This window comes from Oceanobacillus luteolus, assembly GCF_042678205.1.
Lineage (GTDB): Bacteria > Bacillota > Bacilli > Bacillales > Amphibacillaceae > Oceanobacillus > Oceanobacillus luteolus.
This window is the reverse complement of the sequence record NZ_JBHUDE010000160.1, coordinates 38,071-57,981: the sequence shown is the minus strand read 5'-3', so window position 1 is coordinate 57,981 and position 19,911 is coordinate 38,071. Positions and strand designations below refer to the sequence as shown.

At 40.4% G+C, this 19,911-nt stretch carries 22 protein-coding genes, 1 rRNA gene and 2 other annotated features; all 23 genes read left to right on the top strand.

Going from position 1 to position 19,911, the window contains the following annotated elements; all coding sequences use genetic code 11:
• Positions 1 to 101 (top strand): 5S ribosomal RNA (rrf, locus tag ACFSBH_RS18645); the annotation flags it as partial.
• 236 nt (positions 102 to 337) lie between these two features.
• Positions 338 to 1,039 (top strand): MgtC/SapB family protein, encoded by a 702-nt coding sequence (locus ACFSBH_RS18640; RefSeq protein ID WP_379599049.1) that lies wholly within the window; start codon positions 338 to 340, stop codon positions 1,037 to 1,039.
• Between the two features lie 346 nt (positions 1,040 to 1,385).
• Positions 1,386 to 1,850: a CtsR family transcriptional regulator gene (locus ACFSBH_RS18635; RefSeq protein ID WP_379599047.1), complete on the top strand. Its 465-nt coding sequence runs from the start codon at positions 1,386 to 1,388 to the stop codon at positions 1,848 to 1,850.
• Positions 1,851 to 1,872: 22 nt separating this feature from the next.
• A complete protein-coding gene (locus tag ACFSBH_RS18630; RefSeq protein ID WP_251514784.1) occupies positions 1,873 to 2,418 on the top strand; it encodes a UvrB/UvrC motif-containing protein in 546 nt (181 codons plus the stop codon).
• Positions 2,415 to 3,476 (top strand): protein arginine kinase, encoded by a 1,062-nt coding sequence (locus ACFSBH_RS18625; protein ID WP_251514783.1) that lies wholly within the window; start codon positions 2,415 to 2,417, stop codon positions 3,474 to 3,476. Before ACFSBH_RS18630 ends, ACFSBH_RS18625 begins: the two co-directional genes overlap by 4 nt.
• Before the next feature lie 12 nt (positions 3,477 to 3,488).
• A complete protein-coding gene (gene clpC / locus ACFSBH_RS18620) occupies positions 3,489 to 5,918 on the top strand; it encodes an ATP-dependent protease ATP-binding subunit ClpC (RefSeq protein ID WP_251514782.1) in 2,430 nt (809 codons plus the stop codon).
• Positions 5,919 to 6,070: 152 nt separating this feature from the next.
• Complete coding sequence (gene radA, locus ACFSBH_RS18615) at positions 6,071 to 7,438, top strand: DNA repair protein RadA (RefSeq protein WP_251514781.1); 1,368 nt, start codon at positions 6,071 to 6,073, stop codon at positions 7,436 to 7,438.
• Positions 7,439 to 7,537: 99 nt separating this feature from the next.
• Complete coding sequence (locus ACFSBH_RS18610) at positions 7,538 to 8,635, top strand: PIN/TRAM domain-containing protein (RefSeq protein WP_251514780.1); 1,098 nt, start codon at positions 7,538 to 7,540, stop codon at positions 8,633 to 8,635.
• Between the two features lie 165 nt (positions 8,636 to 8,800).
• Entirely contained in the window at positions 8,801 to 10,273 is a 1,473-nt protein-coding gene (gltX, locus tag ACFSBH_RS18605) for a glutamate--tRNA ligase (RefSeq protein WP_251514779.1), read from the top strand.
• Between the two features lie 71 nt (positions 10,274 to 10,344).
• Positions 10,345 to 10,570 (top strand) — a binding site (T-box leader).
• Between the two features lie 72 nt (positions 10,571 to 10,642).
• On the top strand, positions 10,643 to 11,305 hold the full coding sequence (gene cysE, locus ACFSBH_RS18600) for a serine O-acetyltransferase (protein WP_251514778.1): 663 nt from the start codon (positions 10,643 to 10,645) through the stop codon (positions 11,303 to 11,305).
• Entirely contained in the window at positions 11,295 to 12,695 is a 1,401-nt protein-coding gene (gene cysS / locus ACFSBH_RS18595) for a cysteine--tRNA ligase (RefSeq protein WP_251514777.1), read from the top strand. Before cysE ends, cysS begins: the two co-directional genes overlap by 11 nt.
• Before the next feature lie 2 nt (positions 12,696 to 12,697).
• Positions 12,698 to 13,099: a Mini-ribonuclease 3 gene (locus ACFSBH_RS18590; RefSeq protein WP_251514776.1), complete on the top strand. Its 402-nt coding sequence runs from the start codon at positions 12,698 to 12,700 to the stop codon at positions 13,097 to 13,099.
• Positions 13,092 to 13,838, top strand: coding sequence for a 23S rRNA (guanosine(2251)-2'-O)-methyltransferase RlmB (gene rlmB / locus ACFSBH_RS18585; RefSeq protein ID WP_251514775.1), 747 nt, complete (start codon positions 13,092 to 13,094; stop codon positions 13,836 to 13,838). The genes ACFSBH_RS18590 and rlmB overlap by 8 nt, the downstream gene beginning before the upstream one ends.
• Positions 13,838 to 14,347, top strand: coding sequence for an NYN domain-containing protein (locus ACFSBH_RS18580; protein WP_379599042.1), 510 nt, complete (start codon positions 13,838 to 13,840; stop codon positions 14,345 to 14,347). Before rlmB ends, ACFSBH_RS18580 begins: the two co-directional genes overlap by 1 nt.
• A 112-nt stretch (positions 14,348 to 14,459) precedes the next feature.
• Positions 14,460 to 15,113 (top strand): RNA polymerase sporulation sigma factor SigH, encoded by a 654-nt coding sequence (sigH, locus tag ACFSBH_RS18575; RefSeq protein WP_379599040.1) that lies wholly within the window; start codon positions 14,460 to 14,462, stop codon positions 15,111 to 15,113.
• A gap of 82 nt (positions 15,114 to 15,195) precedes the next feature.
• Positions 15,196 to 15,345 (top strand): 50S ribosomal protein L33, encoded by a 150-nt coding sequence (rpmG, locus tag ACFSBH_RS18570; RefSeq protein WP_251514773.1) that lies wholly within the window; start codon positions 15,196 to 15,198, stop codon positions 15,343 to 15,345.
• Between the two features lie 30 nt (positions 15,346 to 15,375).
• Positions 15,376 to 15,543, top strand: coding sequence for a preprotein translocase subunit SecE (gene secE, locus ACFSBH_RS18565; protein WP_251514772.1), 168 nt, complete (start codon positions 15,376 to 15,378; stop codon positions 15,541 to 15,543).
• Positions 15,544 to 15,760: 217 nt separating this feature from the next.
• Entirely contained in the window at positions 15,761 to 16,294 is a 534-nt protein-coding gene (gene nusG / locus ACFSBH_RS18560) for a transcription termination/antitermination protein NusG (protein ID WP_251514771.1), read from the top strand.
• A 208-nt stretch (positions 16,295 to 16,502) separates the two neighbouring features.
• A complete protein-coding gene (rplK, locus tag ACFSBH_RS18555; protein WP_251514769.1) occupies positions 16,503 to 16,928 on the top strand; it encodes a 50S ribosomal protein L11 in 426 nt (141 codons plus the stop codon).
• A 169-nt stretch (positions 16,929 to 17,097) separates the two neighbouring features.
• A complete protein-coding gene (rplA, locus tag ACFSBH_RS18550) occupies positions 17,098 to 17,790 on the top strand; it encodes a 50S ribosomal protein L1 (RefSeq protein ID WP_379599037.1) in 693 nt (230 codons plus the stop codon).
• A gap of 48 nt (positions 17,791 to 17,838) precedes the next feature.
• Positions 17,839 to 17,981, top strand: a sequence feature (ribosomal protein L10 leader region).
• Between the two features lie 55 nt (positions 17,982 to 18,036).
• Positions 18,037 to 18,537, top strand: a complete 501-nt coding sequence (gene rplJ / locus ACFSBH_RS18545) for a 50S ribosomal protein L10 (protein WP_251514767.1) — start codon at positions 18,037 to 18,039, stop codon at positions 18,535 to 18,537.
• A gap of 47 nt (positions 18,538 to 18,584) precedes the next feature.
• Entirely contained in the window at positions 18,585 to 18,950 is a 366-nt protein-coding gene (gene rplL / locus ACFSBH_RS18540; RefSeq protein WP_251514766.1) for a 50S ribosomal protein L7/L12, read from the top strand.
• Positions 18,951 to 19,254: 304 nt separating this feature from the next.
• Positions 19,255 to 19,857 (top strand): class I SAM-dependent methyltransferase, encoded by a 603-nt coding sequence (locus tag ACFSBH_RS18535; RefSeq protein WP_251514765.1) that lies wholly within the window; start codon positions 19,255 to 19,257, stop codon positions 19,855 to 19,857.
• The last annotated feature ends 54 nt before the right edge of the window (positions 19,858 to 19,911 follow it).

Sequence of the window (19,911 nt, the reverse complement as noted above, 5' to 3'; positions counted from 1 at the left end):
GGAAAGGTCACACCTGTTCCCATACCGAACACAGCAGTTAAGCTTTCCAGCGCCGATGGTAGTTGAGACTTTGTCTCTGCAAGAGTAGGACGTTGCCAGGCAATTGAAATATAAACAGATTATCAATACGATAATCTGTTTTTTTTATTTACCTCATATTGTCTAATTATTGAAGGAAAATCATATGTATTAATAGAACTATAAAGTTAGATATTTCTTCCAGTCACATTCAGTACATGTGACTTTCTTTATCGATTTTATTTTTAGGTTTATACCGATGGTGAATGAGGGAAATGTATAGGCTAGAAAAAAATGTAGATAGAAAAGAGGAAGAGCAATGGAATTATTTTTATATGATTTAATGGGGGAAAACTTCCTTGTAATTGTCACAAGGTTATTGGTCGCCCTATTACTGTCAGGTATTATAGGTTTTGAACGTGAGTGGAATAACCACTCGGCTGGCTTCCGCACGCATATACTAGTGGGAGTCGGTGCGTGCCTTATGATGCAGTTATCATTATTTGGTTTTATCGATTTTTTGGAACGGTACGATAATATTCGTTTTGATCCGGCTCGAATTCCGTCCTATGTCATCAGTGGAATCGGATTTTTAGGTGCTGGTACGATTATCGTCTATGGAGGAACGATTCGTGGATTAACTACGGCAGCTTCTATATGGGCTGTGGCGGGAATTGGTCTTGTAGTCGGTGCAGGGATGTATGGGCCTGCGATAGTAGCTACATTTATCATCCTACTAAGCTTAGTCGTACTGAATAATTTAGAAAAGTTATTGCCGTCTCAAAGAAAGTACACGATGCTCGAGATTGTAGTGGAACCGAATATAAAAGTTCATCAATTGATTGAAGCAACAGAGACTTTTGAAGTGAAGATCTTAGCGGTAGAAGTTGAGAAAATGGAGCGAGATCTACGGAAGATTTTTATTAAGATGAAAAACATTAAAAGCGATGAATTGATCATGTTACTTGAAAAGATATCAAAGGTGGAGGGAATCAATAACATAAGTCAACTAACGAGGTAAAATATAGGATAGGTGCTGAGTCTGGTTGTAAAAGCATCTATCCAACTCCTTTTATAAAGGTTCAGCTTTTTAAAGCATAACTTTCCTGCCCAATTATTATCTTTTTATCCCAATTCGTTTATTTTCATAAAAAATGTCAAGAATGTATTATTGGTAAACACTTTTCAACTTCGATTTTTTGGCGTATAATTAAATTATAGTCAAAGATAGTCAAAGTCAAAAGAAATCACAAACGTGCATGCGAATTGATTGAACAGACATCTTGAGCAAGACGTTCTTGTAAACTCTTTTGTTCAGGCATATTTCATTACATGGATGACGTGTAGGAAGAAGGGAGTTTTTAAAAATGAGCAACATTTCAGATGTGATTGAAGCTTACCTTAAGAAGGTGTTACATGCGACAGGGAATCATGCAATTGAAATTAAACGAAGTGAAATTGCCGATCAATTCCAATGTGTACCATCACAAATTAATTATGTCATTAATACGAGATTTACAACGGAGAAAGGGTATATAGTGGAAAGTAAGCGCGGGGGCGGTGGATACATCCGAATAATGAGGGTAAAGCATAAAGATAAAGCAGATTTAATCGAAGAAATTATAAAAATGATAAACCCTCACGTATCTCAACAAGCCGCTGTACATGTATTGGATCGGTTAAAGGAAGAGAAAATTATTACGAATCGTGAGGAGAAGCTTATTTTTAGTGCGATTGAACGATCGACTTTACCGTTTCCATTACCAGAACGTGATGAAATCCGTGCCCGAATTTTAACAGCAATGCTAAATACTTTAAAATATTACAGTTGACTCTTTGAGGAGGGGGAGAAGCGTGCGATGTCAAGAGTGTGAAGAACGACAAGCTACCGTTCACTTTAAACAAATTATTAACGGTGAGAAAAAGGAGTTCCACTTATGTGAGGTCTGTGCCCAAGAAAAGGGATACATGCAAATGCCGAATCAAGGTTCCAGCCTTCATGATTTATTGACCGGCTTGTTCAATTTTGATAGTGCTCCCTTAGGTGCCCAGACAGCTAGTACGCAACAATTAAAAGAATTGCAATGCCCTAGTTGTCAGTTAACCTTTTCTGCTTTTAAGGAGATGGGAAAGTTTGGCTGTGCAACGTGCTATGAAACTTTCTCTGGAAGAATTGATCCAATCATACGTCGAGTCCATGCAGGGAATGCGAAACATGCAGGGAAAATTCCTAAAAGAACAGGTGGCAGTATTCAAAAGAAACGTCAATTAGAGGAATATCGTGCTCAGCTGAAGAAATTAATAAGTGAGGAAGCGTTTGAGGATGCCGCTGTTCTAAGAGATAAAATAAAAGCATTAGAAAAAGAAGGACTAGACAAGAGGGAGGCAAGCGAAGAATGACGATGGAGCATTTTCTAAACGAAGCAATCAGTCCTTGGATGCGTGAAGAAGGTGCCGATAACGATATCGTTCTTAGCAGCCGTATTCGCTTGGCGCGGAACTTTGCAAACGTCACTTATCCGGTCCTCGGAAAAGAATCTGAACTAAAAAAAGTTCATGACTTTATGAAAGAGACGTATGATAAAACGTCATTCCAAGATTATAAGAACTTTCACTTTATCAATTTAAAAGACCTTTCGGAAATTCAAACGCAGATTCTTGTGGAAAAGCATTTGATCAGCCCTAATTTAGTCAGGTTTCCTGAGGCAGCAGTACTCATATCAGAGAATGAGCAAGTTTCGATTATGGTGAATGAGGAAGATCACCTTCGCATCCAGCTTTACTTGCCGGGAATGAAGCTTGCCGATGGTCTTGAAGAGGCGTTTGCTCTAGACGACTGGATAGAGGAAAGGATCGATTACGCCTTTGATGAGAAGTTTGGTTATTTAACGAGTTGTCCGACTAATGTCGGTACTGGGATGCGGGCGTCTGTGATGATGCACTTGCCAGCCCTTGTCATTACAAAACAATTGAACCGGATGATTCCTGCAATCAACCAGCTTGGTTTAGTAGTTCGGGGAATTTACGGGGAAGGCAGTGAGTCTCTAGGGAATATATTTCAAATTTCCAACCAAATCACCTTAGGTAAGTCAGAAAAGGATATCGTCCTTGATCTTGCAAGTGTAGTGAATCAACTGATTGAACAGGAGAGGCTTGCAAGAAATTATATTACGGAACAACTTGGAGTCAGCTTAGAAGACCGTGTTTTTAGATCGTATGGAATTCTTAAAAATGCACGGATCATTGAATCAAAGGAAGCATCGAAATGTATTTCTAATGTGCGCCTGGGCATAGACTTAGGTATTATTAAGAATACATCAAAGAATATTTTAAATGAACTCATGATTTTAACTCAACCAGGCTTCTTACAACATTATGCGAAAAGACGATTAACACCACGTGAACGTGATGTGTTTCGTGCTTCATTAATTAGGGAACGACTCGAAATGGAGAAATAGGAGGGACGCCATATGATGTTTGGACGATTTACGGAAAGAGCGCAAAAAGTGCTTGCGCTATCACAAGAAGAGGCAGTACGTCTCGGTCATAATAATATTGGAACAGAACATATCTTGTTAGGCCTAGTTCGCGAAGGAGAAGGTATTGCAGCTAAAGCATTACAATCATTAGGTGTACAGGTGGAGAAAATCCAAGAAGAAGTAGAGAAATTGATTGGGGTCGGCAAACAACCAATGCAATCCATTCACTACACTCCTCGTGCGAAAAAGGTAGTAGAGTTATCTCAAGATGAAGCGAGAAAACTTGGTCATTCCTATGTTGGAACAGAACATATTTTACTCGGACTTATCCGTGAAGGTGAAGGAGTAGCAGCCAGAGTTCTCAACAACCTCGGAATAAGCCTAAATAAAGCCCGTCAGCAAGTTTTAAAACTTCTTGGGAGTAATGAGTCTCAAGCAGGGAGAAGAGGCCGTACAGGGCAGCAATCTAACGCGAGTACGCCAACGTTGGATTCGTTAGCCAGAGATCTAACCGTTAGTGCGAAAGAAGGGAAAATTGACCCTGTTATTGGCCGTGCGAAGGAAATTGAACGTGTGATTCAAGTATTAAGCCGCCGAACAAAGAACAATCCAGTATTGATTGGGGAGCCTGGAGTTGGTAAAACAGCTGTAGCTGAAGGGCTGGCACAGCAGATTGTTGATAATGAAGTTCCAGAAACGTTAAGAGATAAACGTGTGATGACACTTGATATGGGCACAGTAGTTGCTGGTACAAAATATCGTGGTGAATTTGAGGATCGTTTAAAGAAAGTAATGGAGGAAATTCGTCAAGCGGGGAATATCATCCTTTTCATTGATGAGTTGCATACATTGATTGGTGCTGGTGGAGCAGAAGGCGCCATTGACGCATCCAATATTCTAAAACCTTCACTTGCTCGAGGAGAGCTGCAATGTATTGGAGCTACTACAATTGATGAGTATCGAAAGTACATTGAAAAGGATGCTGCCCTAGAACGCCGCTTCCAGCCGATTCAAGTAGATGAGCCGACGGTAGAAGAAACGGTTCAGATTCTGGAAGGTCTTCGTGATCGATACGAAGCACATCATCGAGTAACTATTACAGATGAGGCAATCGATGCCGCAGTTACTTTGTCTGACCGTTATATTACCGATCGTTTCTTACCGGATAAAGCAATTGATTTGATCGACGAAGCAGGTTCTAAAGTGCGTCTCCGCTCTTACACGATTCCACCGAACTTAAAAGAGTTGGAACAAAAACTTGAGGAAGTAAGAAAAGAGAAGGATGCGGCTGTACAGAGTCAAGAATTTGAGAAAGCAGCATCTTTACGAGACACCGAGCAGCGTTATCGTGAAGAATTGGAGAAAACCAAAAATGAATGGAAACAAAAACAAGGCCAAATGGACTCTGAGGTAACAGTTGAGGACATCGCGAGTGTCGTTTCCATCTGGACTGGTGTACCTGTCTCGAAATTGACGAAAGACGAAACTAATCGTCTCTTGAACATGGAAGAAATCCTCCATGAACGGGTGATTGGACAGGAAGAGGCAGTTAAAGCCATTTCTACTGCAATCCGTCGTGCCCGCTCTGGCTTGAAAGATCCTAAACGTCCGATCGGGTCATTCATTTTCCTAGGCCCTACAGGTGTAGGTAAAACAGAACTGGCAAGGGCGCTTGCCGAGGTTATGTTCGCTGATGAAGATGCCATGATACGTGTGGACATGTCCGAGTATATGGAAAGGCACTCTACTGCACGATTAGTCGGCTCACCTCCAGGTTATGTCGGGTATGATGAAGGTGGCCAATTGACGGAGAAAGTACGGAGAAAGCCATATTCGGTAGTTCTGCTTGATGAAGTGGAGAAGGCCCATCCAGAAGTATTCAATATTTTACTGCAAGTTTTGGAAGATGGACGTTTAACCGACTCTAAAGGCAGAACGGTCGATTTCCGAAACACAATTATTATAATGACTTCGAATGTTGGCGCGAGTGAATTGCGCAGAAATAAATTTGTTGGTTTCAACGTAGCTGATGAAAACCAACAGCATTCCGATATGAAATCAAAAGTAATGGATGAGTTGAAAAAAGCGTTCCGCCCAGAATTCTTAAACCGGATTGATGAGACAATCGTATTCCATTCCTTGGAGAAGAAGCATATGAAGGATATCGTGGTACTCATGCTTAAGGAATTGAAGGAGAGATTGGCAGATCAAGAAATTGAGCTCACGATGACAGATAAAGCAGTCGATAAAATTGCTAATGAAGGCTTTGACCCAGAGTATGGAGCTAGACCATTACGCCGTTCCATTCAGCAAAATATTGAAAATCTGCTTTCTGAAGAGTTATTAAAAGGAACGATTGAAAAAGGACAACAAGTAAAGATTGGTTTAAATAATAAAGGTGAATTTATCATCTTAAAGTAATCAACAAAAGCTAGAAGATTTATTTCTTCTAGCTTTTCCTGCAATTTTTCGTTTTTTGTGGCATAATTTAGGAAAAAAGTATCTAAATTGAAATTATTGTGTAACCTACAGAAGGTTAAAATCGTATACAATAAAGAAGGGACCGAATACGTTTGGCAAAGCGAAAGAATACATTTGTATGCCAGGACTGTGGCTACGAGTCACCGAAGTGGATGGGGAAATGTCCAGGCTGTGGTAATTGGAATACGATGGTTGAAGAAATTCAAGCATCTGCCCGTGGTGCCCGTCATGCTGGTGGTACGAGCCGCACAATCAGTAAACCAGAACGGATCACGCATCTTGAATCACAGAAAGAACCACGCATTACAACTGAGATGAGGGAATTTAACCGAGTGCTTGGTGGGGGAATCGTTCCAGGTTCACTTATATTAATTGGAGGAGACCCGGGAATCGGGAAGTCGACTTTGCTGTTGCAAATATCCGCTCAGCTTGCAAGGAAGCTTCGTGTCCTCTATATATCGGGAGAGGAATCAACGAGGCAGACGAAACTCCGTGCGGACCGTCTAGGTATTCAGGAAGAGGAACTCTATGTCCTCAGTGAAACAAATTTATATGATATTAGTCAGCAAATCGAGAAGCTGGAACCAGACCTTATCATCGTGGACTCTATTCAAACAATTTATCGTGAAGAAGTCACCAGTGCACCAGGTAGTGTCTCCCAGGTTCGGGAAAGTACCGGAGAATTGATGAAAATCGCAAAAACAAATAATATTGCTATTTTCATTGTTGGCCATGTGACAAAAGAGGGTGCGATTGCTGGTCCTAGGTTATTAGAGCATATGGTAGATACGGTTTTATATTTTGAAGGGGAACGCCATCATACGTATCGGATTTTACGCAGTGTTAAAAACCGTTTTGGAAGTACACATGAAATGGGTATTTTTGAAATGCGTGAGGAAGGACTGCGTGAGGTGATAAATGCCTCCGAAATATTTTTGGAAGAGCGGAAAGAAGGAACAGCCGGTTCCACAGTAGTTGCGTCCATGGAAGGGACTAGGCCAATCTTAGTTGAAATCCAAGCGTTGATTGCACCATCCAGTTTTGGAAATCCGAGGAGAATGGCTACTGGTATCGATTCAAACCGCGTGTCTTTAATAATGGCTGTATTGGAAAAACGAATGGGGTTCATGCTCCAGAACCAAGATGCTTATTTGAAGGTTGCAGGTGGAGTAAAACTAGACGAGCCGGCAATTGATTTAGCCATTGCACTTAGCATTGCATCCAGTTTTCGTGATCAGCCGACGGCATCGAAGGACATTTTTATTGGTGAGGTTGGGCTGACTGGAGAAATCAGAAGGGTATCCCGAATTGAACAACGGGTGCAAGAAGCGAGTAAGCTTGGTTTCGAGCGGGTTATTTGTCCAAAGAATAATTTGGAAGGCTGGACAATACCTAAAGACATTCAAGTGGTTGGTGTGTCGACTATTCAAGAAGCTTTTGAAGTGGGACTAGCAAGGTAATTTACACTTTTAATGAATTTTAAGGATTCGTCGTTATTCTATTCGTTAATGGTTATAAATAGTAAATAAAGGTAATAATAAACGTTAGGAGGTGAAAGTATGCTGAAAAAGGTTGTTCATATCTTTTTTATCGTCCTTGGTGGAACGATTGGGTATCTATATATTCCGGTTATCATAAATTTATTGAACCTAGATATGGACTTATTGAAAAATCCTTACCTTGGGATGGTTGTTGGGGCCCTTATTTTATTTTTACTCTCATACTTTATTGTTGATTATGTAGTGAATTTCTTCAAATGGATAGAAGAAGCTCTCATCAAACTACCTGCTATGGATTTGTTTTTTGGTAGTTTAGGGATGATCGTTGGACTTGTTATTTCTTACCTTGTTACGATGCCGCTACAAGATATCAACATTCAAGTAGTCTCTCAGGTGCTTCCAATCTTCATTACAATTATCCTAGGTTATTTAGGTTTTCGCGTAGGCTTCCGTCGTCGAGATGAGTTTTCCAATCTATTGCGGGCTGGTAAAAAAGAGAAGCCCAAAAATACAAATAGTGAAGATGCAGATGATGTGGTTCAAGATATACCGAAACCGAAGATTCTCGATACAAGTGTAATCATTGACGGCAGAATTGCCGATATTTGCAGTACGGGATTTTTAGAGGGGACACTGGTAATTCCTCAATTTGTTTTAGGTGAGTTGCAACATATCGCTGACTCCTCCGATGCATTGAAGAGGAACCGCGGCAGACGCGGGTTAGATGTCCTAAACCGTATTCAAAAGGAATTGCCGATTCAAGTAGAGATTTATGAAGGAGATTTTGAGGATATTGCTGAAGTAGACAGCAAGCTTATCAAACTCGCGAAGGTGACAAACGGAATCGTCGTTACAAATGATTTTAATTTAAACAAAGTATGTGATTTGCAGCGTGTGCCAGTTCTAAATATCAATGACTTGGCAAATGCGGTCAAACCTGTTGTCCTTCCTGGTGAAGAACTCGTAGTCCAAGTGATCAAGGACGGGAAAGAACAGAGACAGGGTATCGCATATTTGGATGATGGAACGATGATTGTTGTGGAAGAAGGTCGGGATTATATCGGCAAGACGATTGAGGTCATCATCACAAGTGTGCTGCAGACCTCAGCAGGCAGAATGATTTTTGCCAAACCAAAAACACTTGAAAAAGCACTGTAAAAAAGGTATAACTTATTATGGATAAGAGTTTAAAAGTGATAACACAAATTGTTATCACTTTTCTTGCATCAATCAACACAAAATCCAGTCGAGAGTAAAGCATTTCTGCTGGGTGGGCTGTTAATGTATAATTTAAGGCTATTTTTAGAAAAGAGGGGAAGCATCATGACGAATGAGGTTCGTGTTCGCTATGCACCAAGCCCGACAGGTCATTTGCATATTGGAAACGCTAGAACAGCATTATTTAATTACTTATTTGCCAAACATTACGGTGGAGACTTTATTATCCGTACAGAGGATACAGATGAAAAACGTAATGTTGAAGGTGGCGAAGAAAGCCAACTTCAATACCTGAAATGGCTGGGAATTGAATGGGAAGAAGGCCCAGATGTCGGTGGAGACTATGGTCCATACCGTCAGACAGAGCGTCTGGATATTTATCAAAAATATGTGGACGAGCTACTTGAGCGTGGGCTTGCTTATAAATGTTATATGACGGAAGAAGAACTGGAAAATGAACGTGAGGAACAAAAAGCAAAAGGCCAGGTTCCGAAGTATTCTGGTGCACATCGTGATTTGACGGAAGAGCAAATCGCAGCTTTTGAAGCGGAAGGAAGATTGCCTAGTATTCGTTTCCGTGTTCCGGATGATGTTACGTATACATTCAATGATCTTGTGCGGAAAGATATTACGTTTGAATCCAGTGACTTTGGTGACTGGGTCATTGTAAAGAAAAATGGCATCCCAACATATAACTTTGCGGTTGCTATTGATGATCATCTTATGAATATCACTCATGTTCTTCGGGGGGAAGAGCATATTTCAAATACACCAAAACAAATGATGATTTATGAAGCGTTTGGATGGACGCCGCCGAAGTATGGTCATATGACACTCATCTTAAATGAAAACCGTAAGAAATTAAGTAAGCGGGATGAACATATTCTGCAATTCATTGAGCAATACCGTAATCTTGGTTATTTGCCAGAAGCGATGTTCAACTTCATCAGTTTACTTGGTTGGTCTCCAGTTGGTGAAGAAGAGATTTTCGATAAAGCAACATTGATTGAGATTTTTGATCCAGAGAGATTATCCACATCTCCAGCAATCTTCGATCAGCAAAAATTAAAATGGATGAACAATGAGTATATTAAAAACTCAGAGTTGGATAAGGTCATTGACCTGGCTATGCCGTATTTAATTAAAGCTGGGAAGCTCTCAGAAGATATGGATGAAGAGCAAAGAAACTGGGCTGAAAAAGTCATTTCACTCTATCGCGAGCAGCTGCGCTATGGTGAAGAAATAATTGAATTGACGGAACTGTTCTTTACAGACGATATCACGTATGACGAAGCGGCTACGAATGTGTTGGAGGAAGAGCAGGTGCCGGAAGTCCTTTCGACTTTCAGAGATAAGTTAAGTCAATTGGATGATTTTACAGCTGATGAAATCAAGGCTCAAACAAAAGCAACTCAAAAAGAAACTGGCCATAAAGGTAAAAAATTATTCATGCCTATCCGTGTCGCAACGACCGGTCAAACACATGGCCCCGAACTGCCACTGGCAATTGAGCTTTTAGGTAAAGACGTCGTCATTACACGTCTTGATAAAGTGTTACAGGAGTTATCTTCAAACTAAAAAAACTTCTTTGATACGCTTACGCATAAGGCTTCACAAAATTTAAAAACTGTAATATAGTAATAATAAATATTGGAACGTTGAAGAGGAAAAGTAGGAAGTCTTTCGTTTATACAGAGAGAATCACCTTGGCTGCGAGTGATTTTAAGCGAAATTTCCGAAGTGCCCCTCGGAGTCTATCATGGAAACCTTAGTACATGATAGCGGTCCTCTACCGTTAACAAGAGCACGAGTTGGAAGGAAGTATATGTTTCTTTCAAACAGAGTGGAACCGCGCAAGGAAAATGCGTCTCTGTATTTGCAGAGGCGCATTTTTTTGTTGTTTTTTTGGGCAACTTGGAACGATCCTAAGAAAGGTGGTAACGGGTAATGGGTATTTTTAAACGCATGAAGGAAGATATGGATGTTGTGTTTGAACAGGACCCTGCTGCACGAACATATTTTGAGGTTTTCTTAACATATTCAGGCCTCCATGCTGTATGGTTTCACCGGATAGCCCATGCGTTTTATAATAAAAGATTATTTTTCCTCGCACGAGTCATTTCACAGGTTAGCCGATTCTTCACCGGAATTGAAATACATCCAGGTGCAAAGATAGGTAGACGGTTGTTCATTGACCATGGTATGGGCGTCGTGATCGGGGAGACATGTGAAATTGGTGATAATGTAACCATTTATCAGGGTGTGACCCTCGGTGGAACAGGAAAGGAAAAAGGCAAGCGACACCCGACGGTAAAAGATAATGCACTTATTTCTACAGGAGCAAAAGTATTAGGTTCCATCACCATTGGAGAAAATGCTAAAGTCGGGGGAGGCTCAGTTGTCCTTAAAGATGTTCCGGCAAACTCAACAGTCGTTGGGATTCCTGGAAAGGTTATTGTGCAAGATGGTGTGAGGGTGAAAGATTTAGATCATCATAAGTTGCCGGATCCAGTAGCTGATAAAATGAAGGAAATGCAAGAACAAATAGATGCACTTCAAGCTGAATTAGTGAAACTCAAGGAAAGGAGTCAGCTCCAGAATGTCGATTAAAATATATAATACGTTAACAAGAGAAAAAGAAGTATTCAACCCAATTGAAGAAGGTAAGGTAAGAATGTATGTTTGTGGGCCGACGGTTTATAACTACATTCACATTGGAAACGCCCGCCCGGCAATTGTATTTGATACTGTGAGACGCTATTTTGAATATAGAGGCTACGAAGTGAATTATGTACTTAATTTCACGGATGTCGATGATAAAATCATCAATGCCGCGAGGGAAAGCGGCGAGGATGTCCGCACATTGGCAAACCGTTTTATTGATGCCTATTTAGAGGATGTGCAAGCATTAGGTGTGAAGAAAGCGACCCATCATCCCCGGGTTACAGAAACGATGGATGATATCATCACCTTTATTCAAGGATTGATTGATAAAGGATATGCATATGAAGCAGCAGGTGATGTGTATTTTAAACCGCGTGCGTTTGAAGAGTATGGTAAGCTTTCGCAACAATCTATTGACGAGCTGCGTGCTGGGGCGCGGATTCAAGTCGGTGAAAGGAAAGATGACCCGCTGGACTTTGCGCTCTGGAAGAAAGCCAAAGACGGAGAAATCGCATGGAACTCACCTTGGGGTGAAGGAAGACCAGGCTGGCACATCGAGTGCTCAGCGATGGCAAAGAAATATCTTGGCGAAACGATTGATATTCATGCTGGCGGACAGGATTTAACGTTCCCGCACCATGAGAATGAAATAGCTCAATCCGAATCTTTAAACGAAAAGCCGTTTGCTAATTACTGGATGCATAATGGCTATATCAATATCGATAATGAAAAGATGTCCAAATCATTGGGGAACTTCGTGTTGACTAGAGAACTGATTGAGCAGCACGATCCTCAAGTATTACGATTCTTTATGCTAAGTGTGCATTACCGTAATCCGATCAACTTTACGGAAGAACTCCTGGAGAGTGCGAAAAACAGCTTGGATAGGATTAAGACCGCATATCATAACCTTGAACATCGGAAGCAAGCAAGCTTGAATCTTGTTGGCGACTCTGAGGAATGGCTATCCAAGATAGAGCAGTTCACATTGGATTTTGAAAAAGAAATGAATGATGATTTCAATACAGCAAATGCTATTTCTATACTGTTCGACCTTGCTAAAGAAGCAAATATTTATATCGGTAAAGAACAAACAGATAGCTCGGTACTCGAGACTTTCCAAACAGCAATCGCCAACCTCCTCCGTATTCTTGGTATAGAAGTGGAAGTGGAGCAGGAATTATTGGATGAAGAGATCGATGCACTGATTGAAGAAAGAAATGAAGCAAGAAAAAATAAAGACTATAAACGTGCAGATGAAATCAGAGACCTTCTAAAAGAAAAATCAATCATTTTAGAAGACACTGCACAGGGAGTTCGTTGGAAAAGAGGCTAAACATGAATGCGAAACAAATGAAGAGTTTAGCGCTCGCTTACATGGGTGATGCCATTTATGAAGTATATGTCAGGGAATATCTATTAAATTCAGGTCAGGTCAAGCCCCATTTGCTGCATCAACAAGCTGTCCGGTTTGTTTCAGCAAAGGGGCAGGCCACTGTCTTGCTCCACTGGCTGGATTCCGAGCTGCTTGATGAAGATGAGCGAAAAATCGTCGCTCGCGGCAGAAATGCAAAATCTGGATCTATACCAAAAAACAGTAGTGTACAAACCTATCGTTATAGCACAGCTTTTGAAGCTTTACTAGGCTACCACTATTTGGATAAGAATGAAGACAGGCTTCATGAATTGATGCAAGCTGCTGTAACTTTCATAGAAGAAGGGAAGAAAAGAGATGAGTGAAGAAATAATTATAGGCAAAAACCCAGTGATGGAGGCACTCTCCTCTGGACGTTCAGTAAATAAAGTATTTGTTTCTGAGCATTTGAACCCTAGTACTGTAAGCAAATTAAAGCAGCGTGCAAAAGAAGCTGGAACAATTGTACAGAAAGTACCGAAATCTAAGCTTGACTCGCTATCTGATGGGAATCATCAGGGGATTGTTGCATACGTTGCTTCTTATGATTATGGAACTCTTGATGATTTATTTGATCGTGCGGAACAAAAAGGGGAAGATCCTTTTTTTATTATATTGGACGAGTTGGAAGATCCGCATAATCTTGGTTCCATTCTGCGGACTGCAGATGCTACTGGAGTACATGGAGTCATTATTCCGAAGCGACGTTCAGTTGGACTTACCGCAACCGTCGCTAAAACCGCTGCTGGGGCAATTGAACATGTCCCTGTCGTTCGTGTGACAAATATCGCAAATACGATTGATGAACTAAAAGAGAAAAATATCTGGGTTGTTGGAACAGCTGGAGAAGCGACAGAAGATTACCGCAGACTGGACGGTACACTTCCGATTGCTGTTGTCATCGGAAATGAAGGTAAAGGAATATCCAGGCTCGTCAAGAAAAAATGCGACTGGACCGTAAGCATCCCGATGTCCGGAGAAGTGTCCTCACTCAATGCTTCGGTCGCATGCAGTTTATTACTATATGAGGTATACAGGAAGCGTAATCCGCTGGGTGAGAGCTGATGAACATTTTACTAGTAGATGGCTACAATATTATTGGCGATTGGGAAGAACTACAACGATTGCGAGATAAGGATATGGCAGCTGCTAGAGATCTGCTTATTGAACGGATGGCAGACTATCAAGCTTTCACAGATACAAAAGTCATTATTGTCTTTGATGCCCACGAAGCGCCAGGGAAGGAAAGTAAACTGAAGAAGTTTAAAGTTGAAGTCATCTACACGAAAGAGAACGAAACGGCTGATGAGCGGATTGAACGGTTGATCAAGAAGCTGAAAAATGTAAAAACTCAAGTCTATGTAGCGACTTCTGACTATACGGAGCAACGGACCATATTTGCCCAAGGTGCGTTAAGATTGTCTGCCCGCGAGCTGAAAGTGGAACTGCAAGATATGGAAAATGAAATTACTTTGCGTTTGAAGGAGCAAGAAAAAAAGCAACCTCAATCGAAAATTATCCTTGATCAAGAGATACTGGAGCGGTTTGAAAAGATGCGTAGGGGAGAAAATTGAGAAAATTTATCATTTTCATGTAAAAAACCGCTGGAAGATATTGACGAAAGCGCTATCTCTGCTATATAATAGCGTTTACAGCTAGCTTATCATATGGGAACGGGGGTAATTCTTGGTGGAGCTCAAGCAATTGGACACGGAATATTCAGGCTTACATATGCTTGATGATGAAGAACTCATTCATTTGATTCATCAAGAAGACAAACATGCGTTAGATTTTCTGATCAATAAATATCGCAACTTTGTCCAAGGGAAAGCGCAAGCCTACTTTTTGATTGGTGCCGATCGTGAGGATATCGTCCAAGAAGGTATGATCGGACTTTACAAAGCAATTCGAGATTATGATAAAGAAAAATTATCTTCATTCAAAGCTTTTGCCGAACTATGTATAACCCGTCAAATCATTACTGCTATCAAAACCGCAACAAGGCAAAAGCATACCCCGCTGAATTCCTATGTTTCATTGGACAAGCCAATTTTTGATGAAGAATCGGACCGGACTTTAATCGATGTAATCGCAGGTTCCATGTCAGTCGATCCTGAAGAATTATTGGTGAATCAAGAGAAACTCGTAGATATGGAGTTCAAATTGTCTGAATTATTAAGCGGATTTGAGAAGCAAGTGCTTCATCTTTATCTTGATGGTTGTTCTTATCAAGAGATATCAGCGAAGCTGGACCGTCATGTCAAGTCGGTTGATAATGCACTTCAGAGAGTCAAAAGAAAGCTGGAGCAATTGATCAAAGAAAATAAAATTAAAAGTTAAATCTCGGAGTGGCGTTGACACGAAAGGCAATGTCATGCTACATTATTAGTTGTAAAAATACCCTGTAAGTAGGGATGATAATATGAGTAAAAAGATAACTTTAGCGTGTGCTATTTGCTCAAGCAGAAATTATTCAACTAATAAAAATGTATCCACAACATCTACCAGATTAGAAGTGAAGAAATATTGTAAACACTGTGGGGAGCATACATTGCATCGAGAGACAAAGTAGCGCATCAGGTGGAGCTTGGGGGGTACAAGAATGTTTAAGTTCTTAAAAGACGTATCGCGAGAAATGAAAAAGGTAAGTTGGCCAACTGGTAAGGAACTAAGAAGTTATACCGTAATTGTTTTGAGCACTGTTATTTTAATGGCTATCTTCTTTTTCATAGTTGATTTAGGAATTTCATCGTTTCTAGAACTTTTTTGAATAATAATTTAGCATATATGCTATAATGAGAATGAATATAGTTACTTAAAAGAAAACCCGCACTAAGACGGGTTTTTCATATTGGAGCGAAACATGAAGCAGTCTGAGTATGGCACCATGTAAAAGGACAAACACCCCAATACGTCCCAAGGTGCTATCCGAGGTTTTTCGTTAATTTACTATAAAGGGAGGGAAGGGGCAAGAGTGTCCTGAGAGCATGGAGAAAAATTGGTATGTGGTCCATACGTACTCCGGTTATGAGAATAAAGTTAAGATCAATCTGGAGAAACGTGTTGAAACGATGGGGATGCAGGATAAAATCTTCCGCGTCATCGTTCCTGAAGATGAAGAAACAGAAATTAAAAACGGTAAGAAGAAAGTTGTAAAAAAGAAATCCTTTCCTGGTTATGTGCTGACAGAAATGGTCATGACAGATGATTCTTGGTATGTAGTGAGAAATACACCTGGAGTGACGGGATTCGTTGGTTCCAGCGGACACGGTACAAAACCTACTCCACTAATGCCTGACGAAGTTGAAGATGTATTAAGGCGAATGGGTGTCCAAGCGACGGAAGTTCAAGTTGACTTTGAAATCAAAGAAAACGTCCGAGTGAAGGAAGGTCCATTTGCCGACTTTGAGGGTACGATTGAAAACATCGATCTCGATAAGCAGAAAATTAAAGTTCATGTAAATATGTTCGGCAGAGAAACGCCGATTGAATTGGACTTTTCCCAAGTGGAAAAATTATAAAGCGTTTGGGCTCATTCCAGTCAATCTAAAGGTGCGAGAGCTTTATTATTTATAAAACCATATAAAAAAGATTGAATGAGACTTGCGTATTTATAAAATACATGGTAGAATTTCAATGTTATTTATGCGCTTCGTATTGAAGGTGTATAAAATGAGTGGGAGGGGAAAGCCCTAATACCACATCACGGACTTTAAGGAGGTGTGTCTCGTGGCGAATAAAGTAATCAAATTAGTGAAACTACAAATCCCAGCTGGAAAAGCTACTCCAGCACCACCAGTAGGACCAGCACTTGGTCAAGCAGGTATCAACATCATGGGATTCTGTAAAGAGTTCAACGCACGTACACAAGACCAAGCGGGTTTAATTATCCCTGTGGAAATTACGGTGTTTGAAGACCGTTCATTTACATTTATTACGAAAACTCCACCAGCAGCTGTTCTATTAAAGAAAGCAGCAGGAATTAATTCTGGTTCTGGTGAGCCTAACAAAACTAAAGTGGCTACAGTTAAACGTGATAAAGTAAAGGAAATCGCGGAAACTAAAATGCAGGATTTGAACGCAGCGGATGTTGAAGCAGCTATGCGTATGGTTGAAGGTACAGCCCGCAGTATGGGTATCACAATCGAAGACTAATTCGGTAACTGATTAGCTGTGGTCTCTTTGGAAGGACACAGCTAATCTAGTGCTCTTTGTTTTATATGACAAAGCGAGGACTTTTGCTGACTGCAAGTTAGAAAGGTTCTTTATGGTTTTACACGTGGGAGGTATAACCGTTAATACCACAATCGAGGAGGAAATATAAATGGCAAAAAGAGGTAAAAAGTATCAAGACGCTCAAAAGCTGATTGATCGTTCAAAAGCTTATGAAGTTGAAGAAGCTGTTTCCCTCGTTAAAGAAACTGCAAAAGCTAACTTTGACGAGACAGTGGAAGTGGCATTTCGTTTAGGAGTAGATCCAAAGAAAGCGGACCAACAAATCCGTGGCGCAATGGTTTTACCGCATGGTACTGGTAAAACACAACGCGTTCTAGTATTCGCTAAAGGTGAAAAAGCAAAAGAAGCAGAAGCTGCTGGAGCTGATTATGTAGGTGAAGCGGAATACATCGAGAAAATCAATCAAGGTTGGTTTGATTTTGATGTGATTGTTGCGACTCCAGACATGATGGCTGAAGTAGGTAAGCTGGGAAGAGTGCTTGGACCAAGAGGTCTAATGCCTAACCCGAAAACTGGAACAGTAACGTTTGAAGTAGAGAAAGCTGTCAACGATATTAAAGCTGGTCAAGTAGAATATCGTGTAGATAAGCAATCCAACGTTCATGTTCCTGTTGGAAAAGTTTCCTTTGAAACAGAAAAACTTGTTGAAAACCTTGAAGCGATCATTGAGCAGATCATTAAAGTTAAACCTCAAGCTTCAAAAGGAACTTACTTGAAGAATGTTTCCATTGCTTCTACAATGGGACCTGGAATCAAGCTTGACGTTTCTAATTACAAATAATAAAAAAGCATTGACTTGAAAAAAGTCCTTTGATATAATGACTCTTGTTAAAAAGAATACATTATACCGTAGACAGCAGGTGCGCTCTGGCGCTTAATATCCCGCCGAGGTGTTTTATAAAAGCATTCTAAATTCGTGTTTAGATTGTATTATAAAGCTCTCATGTCTATGAGGGCTTTTTTTATAGACTTGATGCGTGGTAATGCTACGGGAACGGTATGATACAAGTAATTAGGAGGTGGAACAATGTCTAACGTGTTGGAACAAAAGAAACAAATTGTACAAGAAATTGCAGATAAGTTTACAGAAAGCCAAACATCAGTTGTAGTTGACTATCGTGGTCTTGACGTATCTCAAGTTACTGAATTACGTAAACAATTACGTGAAGAGGGAATTGAATTCCACGTTTACAAAAACACGATGACTCGCCGTGCAACAGAATCTGTTGAATTAGGTGAACTTAACGAAGTGTTGGTTGGCCCAACAGCAATTGCATTCAGTAAAGACGATGTCGTTGCCCCTGCTCGTATCCTTAACAACTTTGCTAAGGAGAATGAAGAGCTTGAAATTAAAGGTGGCGTAATCGAAGGAAAAGTAGCTAGCTTAGAGCAAATCAAAGAACTTGCAGACCTTCCAAACCACGAAGGTATGGTTTCTATGTTGCTCAGCGTACTACAAGCTCCAATCCGCAACTTCGCTTATGCTGTTAAGTCTGTTGCTGATCAAAAAGAAGAACAAGGCGCTTAATGCCAGAACGATATAAAATAAAAAATTAACTTAGGAGGATTTAAATCATGACTAAAGAAGAAATGATTAGTGCGATTAAAGAAATGTCCGTTTTAGAATTAAACGATTTAGTAAAAGCTATTGAGGAAGAGTTTGGCGTAACTGCTGCTGCTCCAGTTGCAGTTGCAGGCGGTGCTGCTGGTGGCGGTGCTGAAGCTGAGCAAACAGAATTTGACGTAATTCTTACTGGTGCTGGTGCATCTAAGATTAAAGTTGTTAAAGCTGTTCGTGAAATCACAGGTCTTGGACTTAAAGATGCAAAAGGTCTTGTTGACGAAGCTCCAAAACCAATTAAAGAAGGCGTATCTAAAGATGAAGCTGAAGAGATTAAATCTAAACTTGAAGAAGCTGGCGCTGAAGTAGAAGTTAAATAAGTTTAATAAATAAAAATAAAGAGCTCGTCGTTTATGTCGACGGGCTCTTGTTTCATAAAAGAAACTTCATCCGATGGAACTTCTCAGATTGTTCATTTTGCAAACTTCCTGGATAACGAAGTTTAAGTGAATCGGTATATGATATCCATGACTCTCTTGGAAATTTGTTTTCCTTACATAATAATAGGGTGTCAGGGCGGTTGTATATTAAGAGTTTATTCGATCTTCTCACATCAAATCACACTTCCTAAGGCGTCGTTATTACCTTCGCCTTAAGTAAACGATAAACGAAGTAGGTGTTCAAATGAATGAGCATTACTTTTCCGAAAAGCCCCAAACAGAAAGTTCACCAAGACATTTGCAAACTAAATTACGAGATAAAAATTATACATTTACGAGTGATACGAATGTTTTCTCCAAGGGGAAGATTGACTTTGGCTCACGGGTATTGATTGAAACATTCGAAGAGCCTGCGATCGATGGAGATTTTTTGGATCTAGGTTGCGGTTATGGACCGATTGGGATTTCACTTGCGGGAACATATCCGAATCGCCACGTCGTTTTAGCTGACGTGAACGAAAGAGCTCTCTCCTTAGCTGAAAAAAATGCAAATGCCAATCATGTGTCGAATGTTGAAGTGATTCGCAGCGACCGTTTTTCTAATTTGGAAGGCAGGAAGTTTGCGGCAGTTATCACTAATCCTCCGATCAGAGCGGGGAAAACAGTAGTGCATGGAATGTTTGAAGGTGCTAAAGAGGCTTTGGTGGAAAATGGTGAACTATGGGTGGTTATTCAAAAGAAACAAGGTGCGCCATCTGCACAGAAAAAAATCAACGAACTATTTGGTAATGTTGAGGTCGTTGATAAGAAAAAAGGCTATTTTATTTTAAGAGCACTTAAAATTTGACCTTATTCGGTCAATGTGGTAGCATATTATAATGCTACGATGGGCTCTGTTTGT